This is a genomic window from Sulfurovum sp. UBA12169 (genome assembly GCA_002742845.1).
Classification (GTDB): Bacteria; Campylobacterota; Campylobacteria; order Campylobacterales; family Sulfurovaceae; genus Sulfurovum.
The window spans coordinates 602,932-619,045 of sequence record DLUH01000001.1; the positions used below are offsets into that span (position 1 = coordinate 602,932).

The 16,114-nt window shown below is 40.5% G+C and carries 16 protein-coding genes; 10 read left to right on the forward strand and 6 right to left on the reverse strand.

Going from position 1 to position 16,114, the window contains the following annotated elements:
• Window positions 1-61 precede the first annotated feature (61 nt).
• The 10 genes from CFH81_03160 to CFH81_03205 all read left to right on the forward strand — a co-directional run bounded on the left by CFH81_03160 (window position 62) and on the right by CFH81_03205 (window position 10,537).
• The gene (locus CFH81_03160; GenBank protein ID DAB41431.1) at window positions 62-1,414 is read left to right on the forward strand and encodes a peptidase M16; all 1,353 of its coding nucleotides are present in this window, start codon (window positions 62-64) and stop codon (window positions 1,412-1,414) included.
• Window positions 1,411-2,307, forward strand: a complete 897-nt coding sequence (locus tag CFH81_03165) for a 4-hydroxy-tetrahydrodipicolinate synthase (GenBank protein ID DAB41307.1) — start codon at window positions 1,411-1,413, stop codon at window positions 2,305-2,307. Before CFH81_03160 ends, CFH81_03165 begins: the two co-directional genes overlap by 4 nt.
• Window positions 2,304-3,083, forward strand: a complete 780-nt coding sequence (locus tag CFH81_03170; GenBank protein DAB41308.1) for a 7-alpha-hydroxysteroid dehydrogenase — start codon at window positions 2,304-2,306, stop codon at window positions 3,081-3,083. Before CFH81_03165 ends, CFH81_03170 begins: the two co-directional genes overlap by 4 nt.
• Window positions 3,084-3,172: 89 nt before the next feature.
• Complete coding sequence (gene pgsA, locus CFH81_03175) at window positions 3,173-3,733, forward strand: CDP-diacylglycerol--glycerol-3-phosphate 3-phosphatidyltransferase (protein DAB41309.1); 561 nt, start codon at window positions 3,173-3,175, stop codon at window positions 3,731-3,733.
• Between the two features lie 103 nt (window positions 3,734-3,836).
• A complete protein-coding gene (locus tag CFH81_03180; GenBank protein ID DAB41310.1) occupies window positions 3,837-4,958 on the forward strand; it encodes a hypothetical protein in 1,122 nt (373 codons plus the stop codon).
• Between the two features lie 210 nt (window positions 4,959-5,168).
• On the forward strand, window positions 5,169-7,286 hold the full coding sequence (gene feoB, locus CFH81_03185) for a ferrous iron transport protein B (protein DAB41311.1): 2,118 nt from the start codon (window positions 5,169-5,171) through the stop codon (window positions 7,284-7,286).
• 8 nt (window positions 7,287-7,294) lie between these two features.
• Window positions 7,295-7,519: an iron transporter gene (locus tag CFH81_03190; GenBank protein ID DAB41312.1), complete on the forward strand. Its 225-nt coding sequence runs from the start codon at window positions 7,295-7,297 to the stop codon at window positions 7,517-7,519.
• 21 nt (window positions 7,520-7,540) lie between these two features.
• Window positions 7,541-8,683, forward strand: coding sequence for a hypothetical protein (locus CFH81_03195; GenBank protein DAB41313.1), 1,143 nt, complete (start codon window positions 7,541-7,543; stop codon window positions 8,681-8,683).
• Between the two features lie 109 nt (window positions 8,684-8,792).
• Complete coding sequence (locus CFH81_03200; protein ID DAB41314.1) at window positions 8,793-9,848, forward strand: RIP metalloprotease RseP; 1,056 nt, start codon at window positions 8,793-8,795, stop codon at window positions 9,846-9,848.
• On the forward strand, window positions 9,836-10,537 hold the full coding sequence (locus CFH81_03205) for a YggS family pyridoxal phosphate-dependent enzyme (GenBank protein DAB41315.1): 702 nt from the start codon (window positions 9,836-9,838) through the stop codon (window positions 10,535-10,537). The genes CFH81_03200 and CFH81_03205 overlap by 13 nt, the downstream gene beginning before the upstream one ends.
• Window positions 10,538-10,563: 26 nt before the next feature.
• Here the strand turns inward: CFH81_03205 and CFH81_03210 are convergent, their stop codons facing one another.
• The 6 genes from CFH81_03210 to CFH81_03235 all read right to left on the reverse strand — a co-directional run bounded on the left by CFH81_03210 (window position 10,564) and on the right by CFH81_03235 (window position 16,112).
• Window positions 10,564-10,992 carry a transcriptional repressor gene (locus tag CFH81_03210; GenBank protein ID DAB41316.1) on the reverse strand — a complete coding sequence of 143 codons (429 nt, stop codon included), beginning with the start codon at window positions 10,990-10,992 and terminating at the stop codon, window positions 10,564-10,566.
• 82 nt (window positions 10,993-11,074) lie between these two features.
• The gene (locus CFH81_03215; protein ID DAB41317.1) at window positions 11,075-11,671 is read right to left on the reverse strand and encodes a peroxidase; all 597 of its coding nucleotides are present in this window, start codon (window positions 11,669-11,671) and stop codon (window positions 11,075-11,077) included.
• Window positions 11,672-11,745: 74 nt separating this feature from the next.
• Complete coding sequence (locus tag CFH81_03220) at window positions 11,746-13,572, reverse strand: menaquinone biosynthesis decarboxylase (protein ID DAB41318.1); 1,827 nt, start codon at window positions 13,570-13,572, stop codon at window positions 11,746-11,748.
• Between the two features lie 372 nt (window positions 13,573-13,944).
• A complete protein-coding gene (locus CFH81_03225) occupies window positions 13,945-14,898 on the reverse strand; it encodes a hydroxymethylbilane synthase (GenBank protein ID DAB41319.1) in 954 nt (317 codons plus the stop codon).
• Between the two features lie 4 nt (window positions 14,899-14,902).
• Window positions 14,903-15,736 carry a hypothetical protein gene (locus tag CFH81_03230; protein DAB41320.1) on the reverse strand — a complete coding sequence of 278 codons (834 nt, stop codon included), beginning with the start codon at window positions 15,734-15,736 and terminating at the stop codon, window positions 14,903-14,905.
• Window positions 15,681-16,112: a hypothetical protein gene (locus CFH81_03235; protein ID DAB41321.1), complete on the reverse strand. Its 432-nt coding sequence runs from the start codon at window positions 16,110-16,112 to the stop codon at window positions 15,681-15,683. Before CFH81_03235 ends, CFH81_03230 begins: the two co-directional genes overlap by 56 nt.
• Window positions 16,113-16,114 lie beyond the last annotated feature (2 nt).

Here is a 16,114-nt window from a genome sequence, read left to right on the forward strand (position 1 = left end):
CACATACAAAAGAGCAGAAGGCAGCAAGGCAATGCAAAGCTTGATACAAACAGATTTCAAACTGTCGTTTTTGATTAATCGTTTAAAATTAAAAATTTCACTAGCGTGTATGCTAGCTTTTTCAGGGATTCTCATGGCAAATTCTTTACCAAAACATTTTACCGAAACACTAGATAACGGGTTGCAAGTTGTTGTTATTCCTATAAAAAATAACTCAGGCGTTATCACTACGGACATTTACTACAAAGTAGGCAGCAGGAATGAGGTGATGGGCAAAAGCGGTATGGCGCATATGCTTGAACATTTAAGCTTTAAATCCACAGACAAACTCAAAGCAGGCGATTTTGATGTGATCGTCAAAGGGCATGGAGGTGTAGATAATGCAGCGACAGGTTTTGACAAAACGCACTACTACATCAAAACCGCCAGCAAAAATCTAAGTATGACTTTCGAGCTTTTTAGTGAGCTTATGAGTAGCCTTCTTCTTAAAGATGATGAGTTTCAAAAAGAAAGGGATGTTGTGGCGGAAGAGCGTCGTTTGCGTACAGACAATAGTCCTATGGGCTATCTTTATTTTCGCCTTTTCAATACACATTTTACCTACCACCCTTACCACTGGCTCCCTATAGGGTTTATGGAGGATATTTTAAACTGGAAAATAGAAGATATACGCACTTTTTATAAGCATTACTATCAGCCAAACAACGCTATTTTGGTAGTGGCCGGGGATATAGCTCCGCAAGAGGTATTTATTCAAGCAAAGAAATATTTTGGCGACATCAAAAACAATTATGACATACCTGAGGTAATCGCAGTTGAGCCCAAGATAGATGGCGCTAAAAGGGCTATCCTGCATAAAGAAAGCAATCAGGTGGATACATTAGCCATAGCCTACCCTATTCCCAACTTTGAAGATAGCGACCAAATTGTACTCTCTGCCATCAGCCACATTTTAAGTGCCGGAAAAAGCAGTCGTTTTGAAAAAAAACTGGTGCAGGAAAAACAGCTTGCCAATCAAATCTATGGGTATAACATGGAACTAAAAGATCCCGGCGTATTTCTCATTATGGCACTATGCGCTCAAGATGCAGCCCCGGAAACAGTAGAAAAAGAGATTCTTTTAGAACTTGAAAAACTCAAAAACGGCGATGTCACACAATCCGAACTAGACAAAGTTAAAATCAATACAAAAGCAGAATTTATCTACTCTCTGGAGAGTTCCAGCTCTGTAGCAGAACTCTACGGAGACTATTACGTCAAAGGGAATATCGAGCCTTTGCTTAAATATGAAGAGAATTTGGATAAAATTACGCTTGACGATATTAGCCGTGTGGCTAAAAAATATTTTGACCATTCATATTCGACCACCGTGATACTCAAAAAACAAGAAACATCTACAGGACAACGCCCATGAGTGACTATATAACAGGTGCAACCACTGCACTGATCACTCCTTTTAAAAAAGGAAAGCTGGATGAAGCCACATTTGCAAAACTCATCCAAAGACAAATCGACAACGGTATTGATGCTGTTTGCCCGGTAGGGACGACAGGTGAAAGCGCAACGCTTAGTTACGAAGAAGACAAAAGGTGCATAGAAATTGCTGTTGAAGTCTGCAAGGGCACTAAAACAAAAGTGCTCGCAGGAGCAGGAAGCAACGCAACGCATGAGGCCATAGAGATAGCAAAACATGCTCAAGCTTGCGGTGCAGATGCCATCTTTTCTGTGAGCCCCTACTACAACAAGCCCTCCCAAGAAGGACTCTATCAGCACTATAAAGCTATTGCATCAGCAGTAAGTGTTCCTTTTATGCTCTACAATGTTCCGGGCAGAACCGGAGTTGATATTTTGCCGGACACTGTCAAACGGCTTTTTGATGATGTTCCAAATATCATGGGCATCAAAGAAGCGACGGGTTCCATTGAAAGGACGGTTGAACTTTTGGCAAAAATACCGGACCTTTACGTATTTAGCGGGGATGACGCCATCGATTTTCCTATTTTGGCCAGCGGAGGCAAAGGAGTCACTTCGGTTACCTCCAATCTTTTGCCGGACATAAAAAGCAAACTTGTACATGCCGCACTTGAAGGTGATTTCAAAACTTCCAAAGCCATTAACGATGCTCTTTTCGAGATCAACAAAATACTCTTTTGCGAAAGCAATCCCATCCCGATCAAAGCGGCTATGTATATAGCAGGTCTCATTGATACACTGGAGTACCGACTGCCTTTGGTGGAACCAAGCGCTGAGAATATGAAAAAAATAGAAAATGTAATGAAGCATTACCAAATAGCAGGAGTGAATTGATGTCTCAAATGAAAGGAAAAACACTGGTTGTCACAGGAGCAACCAAAGGAATTGGTGAAGCCATTGCAGAAAAATTTGCCCAAAATGGTGCCAATATCGCATTCACTTACAACAGCAATGAGCAGGCTGCAAACGAACTCGCCAAAAAATGGGAAGAGGCCTATAAGGTTAAAGCCAAAGCCTATCCGCTTAATATTTTAGAGCCCGATGAATTCAAGCCTCTTTTTGAAGCGATTGATCAAGATTTTGACAGAGTAGATTTTTTTGTAAGCAATGCTATGATCTATGGCCGCCCCGTTGTCGGCGGATATGGAAAATTTATGCGGCTTAAACCAAAAGGTCTTAACAATATCTATACAGCAACCGTTAATGCGTTTGTTGTAGGCACCCAAGAGGCTGCAAAACGTATGGAAAAAGTAGGCGGAGGCGCCGTAGTCACGATGTCGAGTACGGGAAATCTTATTTATATTGAAAACTATGCCGGACACGGGACCAACAAAGCAGCCGTAGAAGCAATGAGCCGCTATGCTGCCGTAGAGCTAGGAGAGATGAATATCCGTGTCAATGCAGTTTCCGGCGGTCCTATAGACACAGACGCCCTGAAAGCATTTACCAACTATGAAGAGGTAAAAGCAGAGACTATCAAGCGTTCCGCGGTCAACAGAATGGGTACCCCCAAAGATATCGCAGGGGCTGTTTACTTTCTTTGCACCGACGAAGCAAGCTGGATCACAGGACAAACCATCGTGGTAGACGGAGGAACTACTTTTCGTTAAGAAAAGAGGTGTCTTTGTCTTTTGGGTAAATTTGGTTAAAATATTTTGATTTTTTAACTTTTTATTGTTTATAGTAACAAGGATGATATGTGTCGGCCTCTCAACTCTTTAATGTACCAAATATTTTAGCATTTATCCGCCTTCTGCTGGCTCCTTTAATGTTTTTTTTACTGGTCGACCGCGACAATTCTCTTTTGGCAGATATTCACTTCAGTTGGCTCGATTATATGGCTGCTTTTATTTTTGTTATTGCAAGCGCTACAGATTTTTTTGATGGGTATATTGCCCGTACATTTAACCAGATAACCACTCTGGGAAAGATACTTGATCCTTTGGCCGATAAAATGCTTACGCTTGCGGGTTTTTTAGGTCTAATGATGCTTGATCGCGCTTCAGAATGGGCGATATTTCTTATCATTACACGTGAACTTTTTATCACCGGCCTTCGAGTCTCAGCCGCAGGCGAAGGGTTGGATATTGCTGCCTCATGGATGGGAAAAGTAAAAACTGTTGCACAAATGATAGCGATTGGTTTCTTGCTCATGCAGTGGCCCGGCGGAGAAATACTTTTATGGGCAGCGGTAATTCTTACCCTCTACTCCGGCTATGAATACGCTAAAGGCTTCTTAAAACATGCCTCAATGCATTAAAAATCACTTGAAACACTAATTGCCTATTTTTTAATCATTTTTTGACAACTTTTTGTTTATACCTGTGACATAATTGTTTTACCATATTAAAAAAGGGGAAAACATGCGATTCACAAAACTTAGTCTAATGGCAACGATCGCGGTAAGTGTTGCGGCAGGCGGCGGAAACATTGCTCCTGTAGAGCCTGTTATTGAAACTCCGGCAACCCTAAACACCACAACTATAAGCGGTAAATTAACAGGATATTACATTACCGATGATTCGTCAGATGATATATTTGGAGATCATCATCAGCTTGCATTGGGTGCAGCACTGGAGGTATCGCACAAATTTGCTGATTGGTTAAGTGCAAACTTTTCTGCTGTAGGATATCTCAATACGCTTGGGACGGGAGACTCAACCTACGGTTATTTTGAAGATAATAAAAAGGGGGCTTACTTCAACATAGCAAACCTTACGGCAACCTACTCCGACACTACATTGGTGGCGGGAAGACAGCTTCTTGGTACACCGATGCTTCAAGGATATGATTGGCTGCTTGCACCGGGATCTTTTGAAGCCTATACGCTTACGAATAATTCTATCGAAAATGTGACGTTTGCAGGATCCTATGTAACCAAATGGCGGCCAAACAACAGCGGCGAATTTGACGATGATCTTTTGGGAGATAATTTTGCGTTCGGCGGAATGTATGATGACAAAGCCCTCAGCGGCAGCATTTGGTTCTACAATGTAGATGCAGGGGATTATACCCAAGTATATGCGGACCTAGGGTACGATTTTGGTGAGGCAAAAGTAGAAGGACAATTTGTCAATACCGACTTTGATACAGGAGATGATGCAACTGCGTTTGGCGCCAAAGTCTCCACTTCGCTTTCAGGGGTTGAGTTAAGTGCTGCATACAACCGTCTTGCAGATAATGGTACGGCATATATTGGCTGGAATAATCTCTACACCAACTCGTGGAACAGTTCTGTTGCAGATCAGTGGACACCGGGCGATATCAATGCGTTTAAAGTAGCCGCTTCAAAAACTTATAATGCACTTTCTGCCGAAGTGTCGTACGGAGATTACGACAATGACCGATATGAAACAGACGTGATCTTAGGATACGAACTCACCAAATCCGTTGATCTTGGCATGGTGTATTCCAATACACAAAGTGCAGCTACGGGCGACACTAGTGTAAATCAATTTGAATTGTATGCGATTTACAAATTCTAGCCTCATGCACGCTTCAAGCTTTTAAACATAACACTCTTTTGCAATAGAAGAGTGTTTGCTTTTTCTCTTTATTTTTTCCATTATTTATTTTATGATAATGACTATCAATTTAACATAATTTAAGAATCAAAGCTGTATTATGCCGTATTGAAATATAAATGAAAGCAGTTATCATTTATATTTTTAAAAAACCATAAGGATTTTCTATCTATGAAACCAATTATAGTGGCGCTTGCGGGGCAACCTAATGTCGGCAAAAGCTCCCTGATCAATGCCATCTCTAATGCCAAACTAAAAGTAGGCAACTTTCCGGGTGTTACTGTCGATAAAATAGAAGTTTCTTTTAGAATATGTGATGAAATCGAGTGTAAAGATTTTGACGTAAGAATCATAGATTTACCCGGTGCATACTCTTTGACAGACTATACGATAGAAGAAAAAGTCACTAAAAGCTTCTTGCTTAGTGACGAGTACGACATCATAGTAAATGTTGTAGATGCAACCAATCTGCAAAGAAATCTTCTTTTTACAACGCAACTTCTTGAAACAGGTAAAAAGGTGATTGTAGTTCTCAATATGATCGATGAAGCTAAAAAAGAAGGAATTGAAATCGATGAAAAGCAGCTCTCAAAGATCCTTGGAGTTCCTTGCATCAAAACAAGTGCAACAACCAAAGAAGGGGTTGAAGCGCTAAAGCATGCCATTGTCAAAGCCTATCAAACAAAAAGCATATCAGCAAAGGTGATTTACAGTGATCCTATCGAAGAAGAGATCGCACAAATCACATCTTTTCTTGTTGAAAAAAAATATCAAAGCACTATGCCGTTAAGACAACTTGCCGTAAGACTTTTACAAGAAAACAAAGAAGTCTACAAAAAAATGCACGATGAACCTATTTGGATCGAACTTCTGCCGACAATCAGAGAAGCGTTAAGCCATATCTATCTACACAATGAAACCAAAGATTTGGAACAGATTTTTGCAGATGAACATTTTGCTTTTGCCAAAGGTGCCAAGATGGAGGTAATGTCGGTCAAGTCCATGAAAGCTAAAAATTTGACACAAAAGATAGACAACCTGCTTATCAATAAATTTTTAGGTATTCCTTTGTTTCTTTTCTTTATGTGGGGGCTTTTTCAGCTTACTTTCGAATTGGGTTCACTGCCTATGGATTATATTGATACTGTTTTTGTTTGGCTGGGAGAGCAAACAAAAAACATACTTGGCGAAGGCATTTTGGGATCATTAATCGCAGATGGTGCCATCGCCGGAGTGGGTGCCGTTGTAATGTTTTTGCCCAATATTGTGATTCTTTTTATTGGTATCGCATTGCTTGAAACTACAGGCTACATGAGTCGGGTTGCTTTTTTGCTTGATGGTTTTTTTCATAAATTTGGACTTCACGGAAAAAGTTTTATCCCCTTGGTAACAGGTTTTGGATGCTCTGTTCCGGCCTACATGGCAGCTAGAGCCTTGAAAAATGAAAAAGACAGACTCATAACACTCTTTATCATTGGATTCATGAGTTGCGGAGCCAGACTGCCTATCTATGTGCTTTTTGCGGGAGCTTTTTTTGCAGAAGATGAAGCAGGAAGCATCTTGTTTCTTATTTATATTTCCGGCGCGATTTTAGGATTGTTTGCAGCAAAAGCGTTAAAACTTTTTGTGTTTAAAGGAGAAGATGAACCTTTTGTTATGGAGATGCCAAAATACCGCTTGCCCTCTTTAAAACTTATTTGGCACACCGTATACGGACAGGCCAAAAGCTATCTCAAAAAAGCAGGGACTTTCATTTTGGCAGCTTCCATGCTGATCTGGTTTGCAAGCAATTATCCCAAAAACGAGGCCTTAGAAGAGGCCTATGCCGCCAAGATAGAACTGGCAGCAGACGAAGCAGCCAAGACACAGCTTAGCAACGAACTTACAAGCAAACTGCTCGAAGAAAGTTATCTGGGGCGGATCGGTCATGCAACAGCCCCATTTTTTGCTCCGCTTGGATTTGACTGGCGCATGTCGATTGCACTTGAAGCAGGACTTGCAGCAAAAGAAGTGGTTGTTTCTACGCTTGGGGTACTCTACGCATTGGGCGATGACGTGGACGAAGGAAACAAAGGCCTTGTGGCACAAATCAAAGCCAATATACCTTTTGCTTCAGCCATAGCCTTTATCGTATTTGTAATGATTTACTTGCCTTGTTTGGCTGCATCCATGGTTTTCGCAAAAGAAGCAGGCGGATGGAAATATCTGCTTTACTTGTTTGTGATGACTACCTCAACGGCATGGATATTGAGCTTTATTGCATATCGTGTTACATTATTAATCATCTAGGAGAGAGTATGTTACTTAGTCAATTACACAAAGGGGACCGGGCGCAAATAGTTAAAATTAACGCAAACAAAATACTCAAAGATCGTTTTGTTTCGTTTGGCATCATACCCGGCGAAACACTCGCTGTTAAAACATGTTCTATGGCAAAACAAACCATGGAGATAGAGATAGAAGGCACACATATTGCCCTAAGAGCCGTAGAAGCCAATAAAATAGAAATTATCAAACTATAAATAAAAAGGAGGAAATAAAAAATGAAGTCCAGACTATTTTTTGCTAATGTATTATTGATATCAACTCTTGATATCATTCATGCCGATACGTTCATTGACACGGTTGAGGGCTATGTTCGATCAGGCGTTCAAACAACTGATATCAAACATGACGACACCTACACAGATATAGCGTTGGGAGGGAAACTCCATATAGATACGCAATCGTTTTACACGATAAGTGCAGGTGTAAGTCTCTACACTACCAATGCGCTTGGCAAACAAGAAGGAAACGGGATACCTTTTTTTGATACAGCCAATCACTCTTATACGATTTTAGGAGAAGCGTACCTGAAGGGAAAATGGGAAAACGCCACATTAACCATTGGCCGCCAGGAGATCGACACCCCTTTTGCCGATACGGATGATATCGGCATGATACCCAATACGTTTGAAGCAGCAATGCTTGTAAGCCAAATAACAGAAGCTGCGACGATTACACTTGGTCATTTGCACAAAATGGCCGGCGTTGATGCACCCAATCCTTCTGAGTTTACGCGCATCAACGATGATGAAGGAGTGCAGCTCTTGGGCGTCAGCTATGAAGGCATAAGCAATCTTACTTTATCTGCATGGGACTATAGATTAAACCGTTACGAAACAGACAACATCGCTTATTTTGAAGCCAACTACGAAAACACATATAATGATTTAACCTATAGTTTCAATCTGCAATATGCTCTGCAAAACGCTCAAATGCCGGGCACAGACAATGCCGATATTTATGGGATAGATGCTTCGGTCGGATTTGAGGATGCAGGGCTTGCGTTTGGGGTTGCCTACAATAAAAGCGAAGGCAACGCTGCAGACAATGGCTTTGGCGGAGGACCATTTTTTACAAGTTCCGAACATCTGACGCTTGCCGAAGCAAACGGCGAAGGCGAAGCTTTTTTTTATACTGCAACCTGGGATGCCAAGAGCGTAGGTTTGGAAAATCTCTCATTCTTGATCGGAAAATTTATACTTGAAGACAACAGCGGCATTCAAAGCGATGAAATAGACTTTGCAGCAAGCTACTCTTTTTCGGATGCCTTAAGCATTGAAGCATATATCAGCCACATCGATGACAAAATCAACGCAGCCAAATGCAAAAACACAAGAGTATTTCTTAACTATACATTTTGATTCATTTTGTATCGATATAGGGTGTCATATTGCTTGACACCGGTCTTTCTAATCAAATCATCACCAACTTTTGCTATAATCTTTATCTTAAACAGTACAGAGGAGTTTTATGAGTTTTATTGTGGCACTTTTAGTTTTATCGGCATTGGTATTTTTCCACGAATTGGGGCACTTTGCCGCTGCACGCTTTTTGGGTGTGCATGTAGAGGTTTTTAGTATCGGATTTGGTAAAAAACTGTATTCAAAAATGATAGGCAAAACCCAGTGGAGCATTTCTGCCATTCCTCTGGGCGGTTATGTGAAAATGAAAGGGCAAGATGATGCTGATCCCGCCAAGAGCAGCTATGATACAGACAGCTACAGCAGCAAACAGCCTTGGCAACGCATCATTATTTTGCTTGCAGGGCCTTTTGCAAACTTTTTTTTAGCTTTTTTTCTCTATTTTGCCATCGCCAATCTTGGCGTGCCCAAACTTTTACCTTATGTGGGAGAGATAAGCCAAGGCACTCCGGCCCATAAGGCAGGACTTCAAAAAAATGACAAAATTATCAGTGTTAACGAACAAGAGATTGGATACTGGGAAGAGATCGGCCGACAAATCAATGAAAGCACCGGCGATGTTGTATTGGAAGTCGAACGAAATTATCAAATAGTTACTCTCTGGCTTGCTCCAAAACGTATCGAAGATAAGAATATTTTTGGCGAAACTGTTACCAGACGTATTATCGGTATCAGTCCTTCAGGAAAACAAGCAACGGTTTATTTTGGACTTATTGATGGAGTAGCCTATGCCTGGGAGGAGACCAAAAAAGCCAGCCTGCTCATTATACAAAGCGTACAAAAACTGCTAACCGGCGTAGTGGGGGCAGACCAAGTGGGGGGAGTCATCACCATTGTAGATGTGACGGCACAAGCAAGCCATGCGGGATTGACTTCGCTTCTGTTTTTTGCTGCGCTTATTTCGGTCAATTTGGGCGTACTCAATCTGCTTCCGATCCCTGCACTTGACGGCGGGCACATTATATTTAATCTTTACGAATGGATCCGCAAAAAAGCGCCCAGTGAAATTGTCATGTATCGTATGACGATTGCAGGATGGGGCATTTTGCTTGGGCTTATGCTGCTTGGACTATATAATGATATCAACAGATTATGGGGGAATTAATGCAAATACTAGACAAGGAACAGCTTAGAAAAAATCTGGATGAAGTCATCTGGAATATTGAGCGGGCACGTATCAGTGTTAGCGAACACCACATTGTTAAACTGGTAACAGTCGCGAAATATACGGCGGTTGAAAATATTCACACACTTTATGAATTGGGACAGAGAGCATTTGGCGAAAATCAGGTTCAGCAACTCAAAGAACGTATGCTGGCACTAAAAGAGCTGCCTCTTGAATGGCATATGATAGGCACACTTCAAAAAAACAAGATTAACAACCTCATAGACCTTCATCCAAGCCTGATGCAGTCGCTTGACAGTATAGATTTGGCTATAGAGCTCAACAAAAGACTGGGAGCCAAAGCACAAACAATGCACTGCCTCCTTCAAATCAACAGTGCAAACGAAAAGAGCAAATCAGGATTTTTAGCACAACAAGCTATCGACGCATATCAGCAGATCAAAGAAAGCTGTCCGCATATCGCCCTTAAAGGCATCATGAGCATCGGCGCACACAGCGATGACAATGCCATCATTCAAAAAAGTTTTGAAACAACATACCGCATCTTTGATGATTTAAAAAAAGAGGGAGCGACTGTCTGCTCGATGGGTATGAGCGAAGATTATGAATTGGCCATTAAATGCGGATCAAATCTGGTGCGTGTCGGTTCAGCGCTCTTTAAATCATAGCTGTTTCATTTTTTGTTGTGCAAAAATTATTTTTGCACAACATTTTTAGATTGACAATGGGCGCAAATGCCGTACAGGTTGAATTGCTGCTTAACTAGCATAAAATGTACTTCCTTTGTAAGTGTCTCCAAGATTTGATTCATCTCCTTTGTACAAGAAAGATCTTCTACCTCTCCGCATTGCGTGCATACCATATGGATATGATCAAGTTTTGACAATTCATATTTTGGCTTTCGTCCCATAATAGGAACTTCCACCAAAACGCCTTTTTCAACCATGATAATGATATTTTTATAAATTGTTGCCACAGAAAGAGAAGGATGCACTTTAATAACCTTATCGTAAATCTCATCTATTGTCATATGTCCGTATTTATCTACCACTTCCAATATATGCAACCGCTGAAATGTTGCTTTAAGCTCACTCTTCTTTAAAAGTGTTATGTAGCTTGTCATTCTTATCCTTTTTGACTCATATGGCGCAGCGCTATTGATTTTTAGCCATTGTTTTGTTTATTTTTGGAAACAGATCTAAAAATTATAGTTCTTCTGCGTGTTTCTCTAAGTACTCTGCAACCCCTTGGGTACTTGCTTTCATACCCTCTTCTCCTTTGGCCCAACCGGCCGGACATACTTCACCGTGTTCATTTGTAAAGATCATTGCATCTGCCATTCTGATCATTTCATCAATATTTCTGCCAAGAGGAAGATCATTGATTACCGCATGTCTGACCGTACCGTCAGCATCAATAAGAAATGAGCCTCTCAACGCAACAGACTCACCAAAGAGTACATCATAATCTCTTGAAATTTGCTTGCTAAGATCGGCAACAAGTGGGAATTTTACCCTTCCGATACCTCCTTTTTCTACAGGAGTCTCTCTCCATGCAAAGTGAGAAAACTGGCTATCCACAGAAACACCGATTACGTTGATGTCCCTGCTTTTGAATTCTTCAATTCGGTGAGAAAATGCAATAATTTCCGAAGGACACACAAAAGTAAAATCCAACGGATAGAAAAAAAGAACCGCACCTTTTTCACCAAGATTATTCATAAGATTAAAATCTTCTACAATTGATCCATCTGCAAGTACAGCTGTTGCTGTAAAATCCGGAGCTTTTTTTGTAACTAACATACTATTTTCCTTAATGATAATTTTTATTAACAAATATATTTTATCACACTATCTTTAAACAAAATTGAAATGGGTTATTCATAAAATGGCAATAATCCAAATTTTTTAATAAATGCCTCATCGATATCAATCACCCTTTTTTTCTGCAGCCTGTCTAAAACTTCTTTGGTACAAAAAGTATCGCCCGGCCACTCTCTTTCATGGCGGTCATGCTTGTCTTTATTTGTTCCGTCTATGGCAATAAAAGGCTCAAGCACGATATCTCTTTGTGCATCTATGTTGTTGGCAACCCTCCAAATAAGCATGTAAGGATTATCCAAAGCATTGTTTTCCTTATCCACAATTACTAAAAGTTTAATATGCGCCTTAAGCTCATGCAATTTTGAGATCACATATTTTTGAGATTCTTTTTTTGTTACCGAGATAAAGCATACCGGCGTTTTTGTATGTATCATGTACTGTTTGACTTCACAGATGGTTTCATCTATTTTTTGCATCCTCTCTAGAAGCCGGCTGTCATCCAGGGGGTGCTCTATTCCTTCGTCTATCTCATCTGCAGTGGCATCTATCCCCAGCTTACCGCCCACAAACTGTTCTGGCGAAGAATGATCAAGGTGATCTACAACCCCCTGGGTGATAAGAATCTTACTCTTATCTAGTCTGTTAAGTATGTGTTCGATAAGTTTTTCGCTTTCTTCCAAATCTGGTGCTTTTTCTCCCACAAAAACAGCATGTTTTACAAAACTCATCTGCCCTACTCCCCAAAACGCATGCATAAATTGCTGTGCATGACCCTTGTAGAGAGTCTTCATCTTTGCAAGGATAAGATTATGAAAAACTCCATTTTCGGGCATATTGTAGTCTATAAGATCGGGCGCCATAGGTTTAAGCATCGGAAGAAAGATACGCTCTGTAGCCCATCCCATATATTTATCCTCCAAAGGAGGCTTGCCTACCACTGTTGCTTGGAAAACAGGGTTTTTCTTCATAGTAACGGTATCTACTTCCATAACAGGAAAAGGTTCTCTAAGCGTATAATATCCGGTATGATCGCCAAACGGCCCTTCAATCTTCATCTTGACAGGATCAACAAATCCCTCAATCACTACATCCACATCGCGAGGGATATAGATATCGTTTGTAAGTGACTTGACCGTCTTTGCATTTTTGCCTCGCACAAAACCATAAAGTAAAAGTTCGAACATGCCATAGGGCATGGGAGCCTGTCCGCACCAGATATAAAGCGGATCACCTCCGATCGCAACTGTTACGGGCATTTTTTTACCTTCATTTTGATACTGGTCAAAAAAATGAGATGCATCTTTGTGGATCTGCCAATGCATACCGAGTCTTTTTTTATCATACTGCTGCAAACGATACATGCCAAGATTTTGCGTTTTTCCATCAATGCTCTGCGTGTAAACCTGTCCCATAGTTATAAAAGGTCCGCCATCCTCTTCCCAGGTTTTCAAAATAGGCAATTTATCCAAATCCACCTCTTCTTTACTATACACAATCTCCTGGCATTCCCCTTTGCCTCTTAAACGTTTTGGAAATACATTTCTCAGTGCAAAAAGCTTTGGAATCATCGCCAATTTTGCCCTAATGCCCCTAGGCGGTTTCAGTTTCATGAGTTCATCGATCCCCAAAGCGATCTGATCAGGATGCTTGCCAAAGATTTTTTGTGTAATCTCCTTGTTGGCAAAAATATTCATTAAAACAGGGATATCATATTCGATACCCTTGTTTTTATTGACAGGCTTGGTAAACAGCAACGGCCTAGAATCCTCTTTTTTAACCTCAATATACGCCACATGAGGTATTTCAAGTTCCACATCCAGCGGTTCTTCGATAATCTTTAAATTGCCATTTTCCTTCAACCATTTCACCACATCCGTCATCTGCGTCATCCTTTACTTTTAAGAAATAAAATTTCTACTAATTGAACCCTCCAATACGTATTGGATCCTAAATCTGTCCTCCCGAACTTGATTCAGGATCAAAATAACAGATTTTTCATCATCACAGTTCTTGATCCGCACTCTATTTTGTGATTTAATCAGGGGTTTCACTTACATGATTATAGCAAAAGCGAATTAGTTTTTACGGAAGAGATATAATGATTAGAACATCGTAAAACAACTTTACAAGCAGTAGTTTGAAAAATAAAAATACACCTGACTCTATTATTTTTTATTTGCCTAAAATTACTGCCTTGCATCACCTTGTAACTTTATCGCGATGGTCTTTGATTGTTTGGAACACCAAAAAGATTAAAGCCTTTGGGGCATCTCTTCCTTAAAGGCAATCTCTTCAGCTTTTGAAAGTATTTCCAGGGCACCATTTGCAATCATCCGCTCTGCAAGATGATCTCCTAAGCTATCGCATGCCAAAAGCGGTGCGGAAAGCTCTTCTTGCATGATATGTGTACCATCGGGATAACCAAGCATAGACCTTATTGTCATGGTATCCCCCTCTATCACTGCATTTACTGCCACAGGAGCAGAACATCCCGCGCCTATCTTGGAGACAAAGTCTCTTTCTAATTTGGTGCAAAGAAAACTTTTTTCATCATTGAGCGTCATAGCGATCTGGCGCACGTTCTCGTTGGAACTTATAATTTCTATGCCTAGGGCTGCCTGCCCCATAGGGGGTATCATAAAATCCAATTTTTGAACATAAGGAATATCTTTAAGCAGATCAAGTCTATGAAGTCCTATATAAGCAAGTATAATAGCGTCATATTGACCCTCTTTGAGTTTTCTTAATCTTGTATTAACATTACCTCGCAAATCTTTTACTTTTAGATCCGGACGTTTTTGCAAAAGCTGCATACGTCTTCTTAAGCTTGTGGTGCCTACAATGGCACCCTTCGGAAGTTCTTTTAGACTATCATAACGATGTGACAAAAAAACATCGCTCTGATCTTGACGCTGCGTAATAGCCACAAGCTCCAAACCCTCAGGAATATAGGTGGGAACATCTTTGAGCGAATGTACGGCAAGGTCTGCTTTTCCTGCAAGCATTTCATCCTCAAGCTCTTTGGTGAAATGTCCTTTTCCTCCAATCAGTGCCAATGGCTTATCCAAGATTTTGTCTCCCTGTGAAGTGATCTTATTGAGTTCTACTTTCACATGGGGAAACGTATTTTCTATTCTTTCTTTGATATGATATGCCTGCCATAATGCAAGATCACTTGCCCTGGTTGCTATAATTAATTTTTCCATTTGACTACTTTATAAATTTTTTATATCCATCTCTTGTTTTATCCCATTCACCGTCAATATAAACAGTTGGTGTACCTGTAACCATCATTCTAGCCGCATTTTCTTCATCAGACTCTAAGGCTTCTTTCACTTTGGGTTGATTGATTTGTGCTTCTGTCACTTCATAGCCTGTCTGTTTTTTGACCATTTCAAGCACTTTGGTTACGTTGTTTTCTCTTGGGTCTATCTGAAGCGAATACATTTTTGCAACCACATCCCTTTTGCCTGCTTCTTGCGCCACATGCATTATGCGCGTCAAAATACCCGAAACCGGATGAAGGCTTAAAAGAGGAAGATGATAATAGTAAACTGCCATTATTTCGGGATACTCTTGTGCTATGGTAAATATTTCAGGTACCGCCTCTTGGCAGAAAGGGCATAGCGGATCCGAAAAGATAAGGATCTTATGCTTGGCATCTTTGTTTCCAAAAAGAAGATGTGCGTCATTATACATACCCGCTGGAACTGTCGGCTTTATCTCGTCACGATAATCATTGCCTGTTTTCAAATCAACTAAATGTCCGGTAACAAGCCCATCCTTAACAAACATTGTTTCAGGCGCATGAATCTCTTTTCCCTGATAAACCAAATCCATAGTGGTAAAAAGCACTGTCCACCCGGGAAGAGCCTCAACGGTTTTACTCTCAACAACTCGCACCCCTTTTGCTTCAACCTGGGGATTTTTTACAATATTTTTTTTAACATATTTTAACAATAATTTATTATCCGGTTGTGTATTTGCGCTAATTGCGATCGTCGCGACTGCTATACTCATCAATAATTTCAACATCAATGACATCTTTCTCTCCTTTATAAACATGATTTGCATCATATGGTTTTTGTTCGGGTGTTATTTTAGCAATAAATTTCAAATAGAGTGTATAGCCCAAACAGACCATACCCATAAAATCACTCAAAACTCCAGGTATAATAAGCAGTATGGCCCCCACAAAATAGGCCGTAGCCGCATCATGAAAACTTTTCATACTCAACTTGCCTTTTGCTACAGAACTAAGATTGTTCATCATGGCAAACGGTGTAGACTGAAGCAGTCTTATTCCCGCGCCCATACTTACTAAAATCCATACAGCACTCCATACAAACCCTATCTTTTCGCCCACTTTAAGCGAAAGATAAAGCTCCAAAAGCAAAAGCGGTATGAGAATAATAATCACAG

Bases quoted from the DNA above. Each gene is read 5' to 3' on its own strand.
- CFH81_03165 (DAB41307.1), top strand. From the start codon at position 1,411: ATGAGTGACTATATAACAGGTGCAACCACTGCACTGATCACTCCTTTT.
- CFH81_03180 (DAB41310.1), top strand. From the start codon at position 3,837: ATGCGATTCACAAAACTTAGTCTAATGGCAACGATCGCGGTAAGTGTT.
- feoB (DAB41311.1), top strand. From the start codon at position 5,169: ATGAAACCAATTATAGTGGCGCTTGCGGGGCAACCTAATGTCGGCAAA.
- CFH81_03190 (DAB41312.1), top strand. From the start codon at position 7,295: ATGTTACTTAGTCAATTACACAAAGGGGACCGGGCGCAAATAGTTAAA.
- CFH81_03195 (DAB41313.1), top strand. From the start codon at position 7,541: ATGAAGTCCAGACTATTTTTTGCTAATGTATTATTGATATCAACTCTT.
- CFH81_03200 (DAB41314.1), top strand. From the start codon at position 8,793: ATGAGTTTTATTGTGGCACTTTTAGTTTTATCGGCATTGGTATTTTTC.
- CFH81_03205 (DAB41315.1), top strand. From the start codon at position 9,836: ATGGGGGAATTAATGCAAATACTAGACAAGGAACAGCTTAGAAAAAAT.
- CFH81_03210 (DAB41316.1), bottom strand. From the start codon at position 10,992: ATGACAAGCTACATAACACTTTTAAAGAAGAGTGAGCTTAAAGCAACA.
- CFH81_03215 (DAB41317.1), bottom strand. From the start codon at position 11,671: ATGTTAGTTACAAAAAAAGCTCCGGATTTTACAGCAACAGCTGTACTT.
- CFH81_03220 (DAB41318.1), bottom strand. From the start codon at position 13,572: ATGACGGATGTGGTGAAATGGTTGAAGGAAAATGGCAATTTAAAGATT.
- CFH81_03225 (DAB41319.1), bottom strand. From the start codon at position 14,898: ATGGAAAAATTAATTATAGCAACCAGGGCAAGTGATCTTGCATTATGG.
- CFH81_03230 (DAB41320.1), bottom strand. From the start codon at position 15,736: ATGTCATTGATGTTGAAATTATTGATGAGTATAGCAGTCGCGACGATC.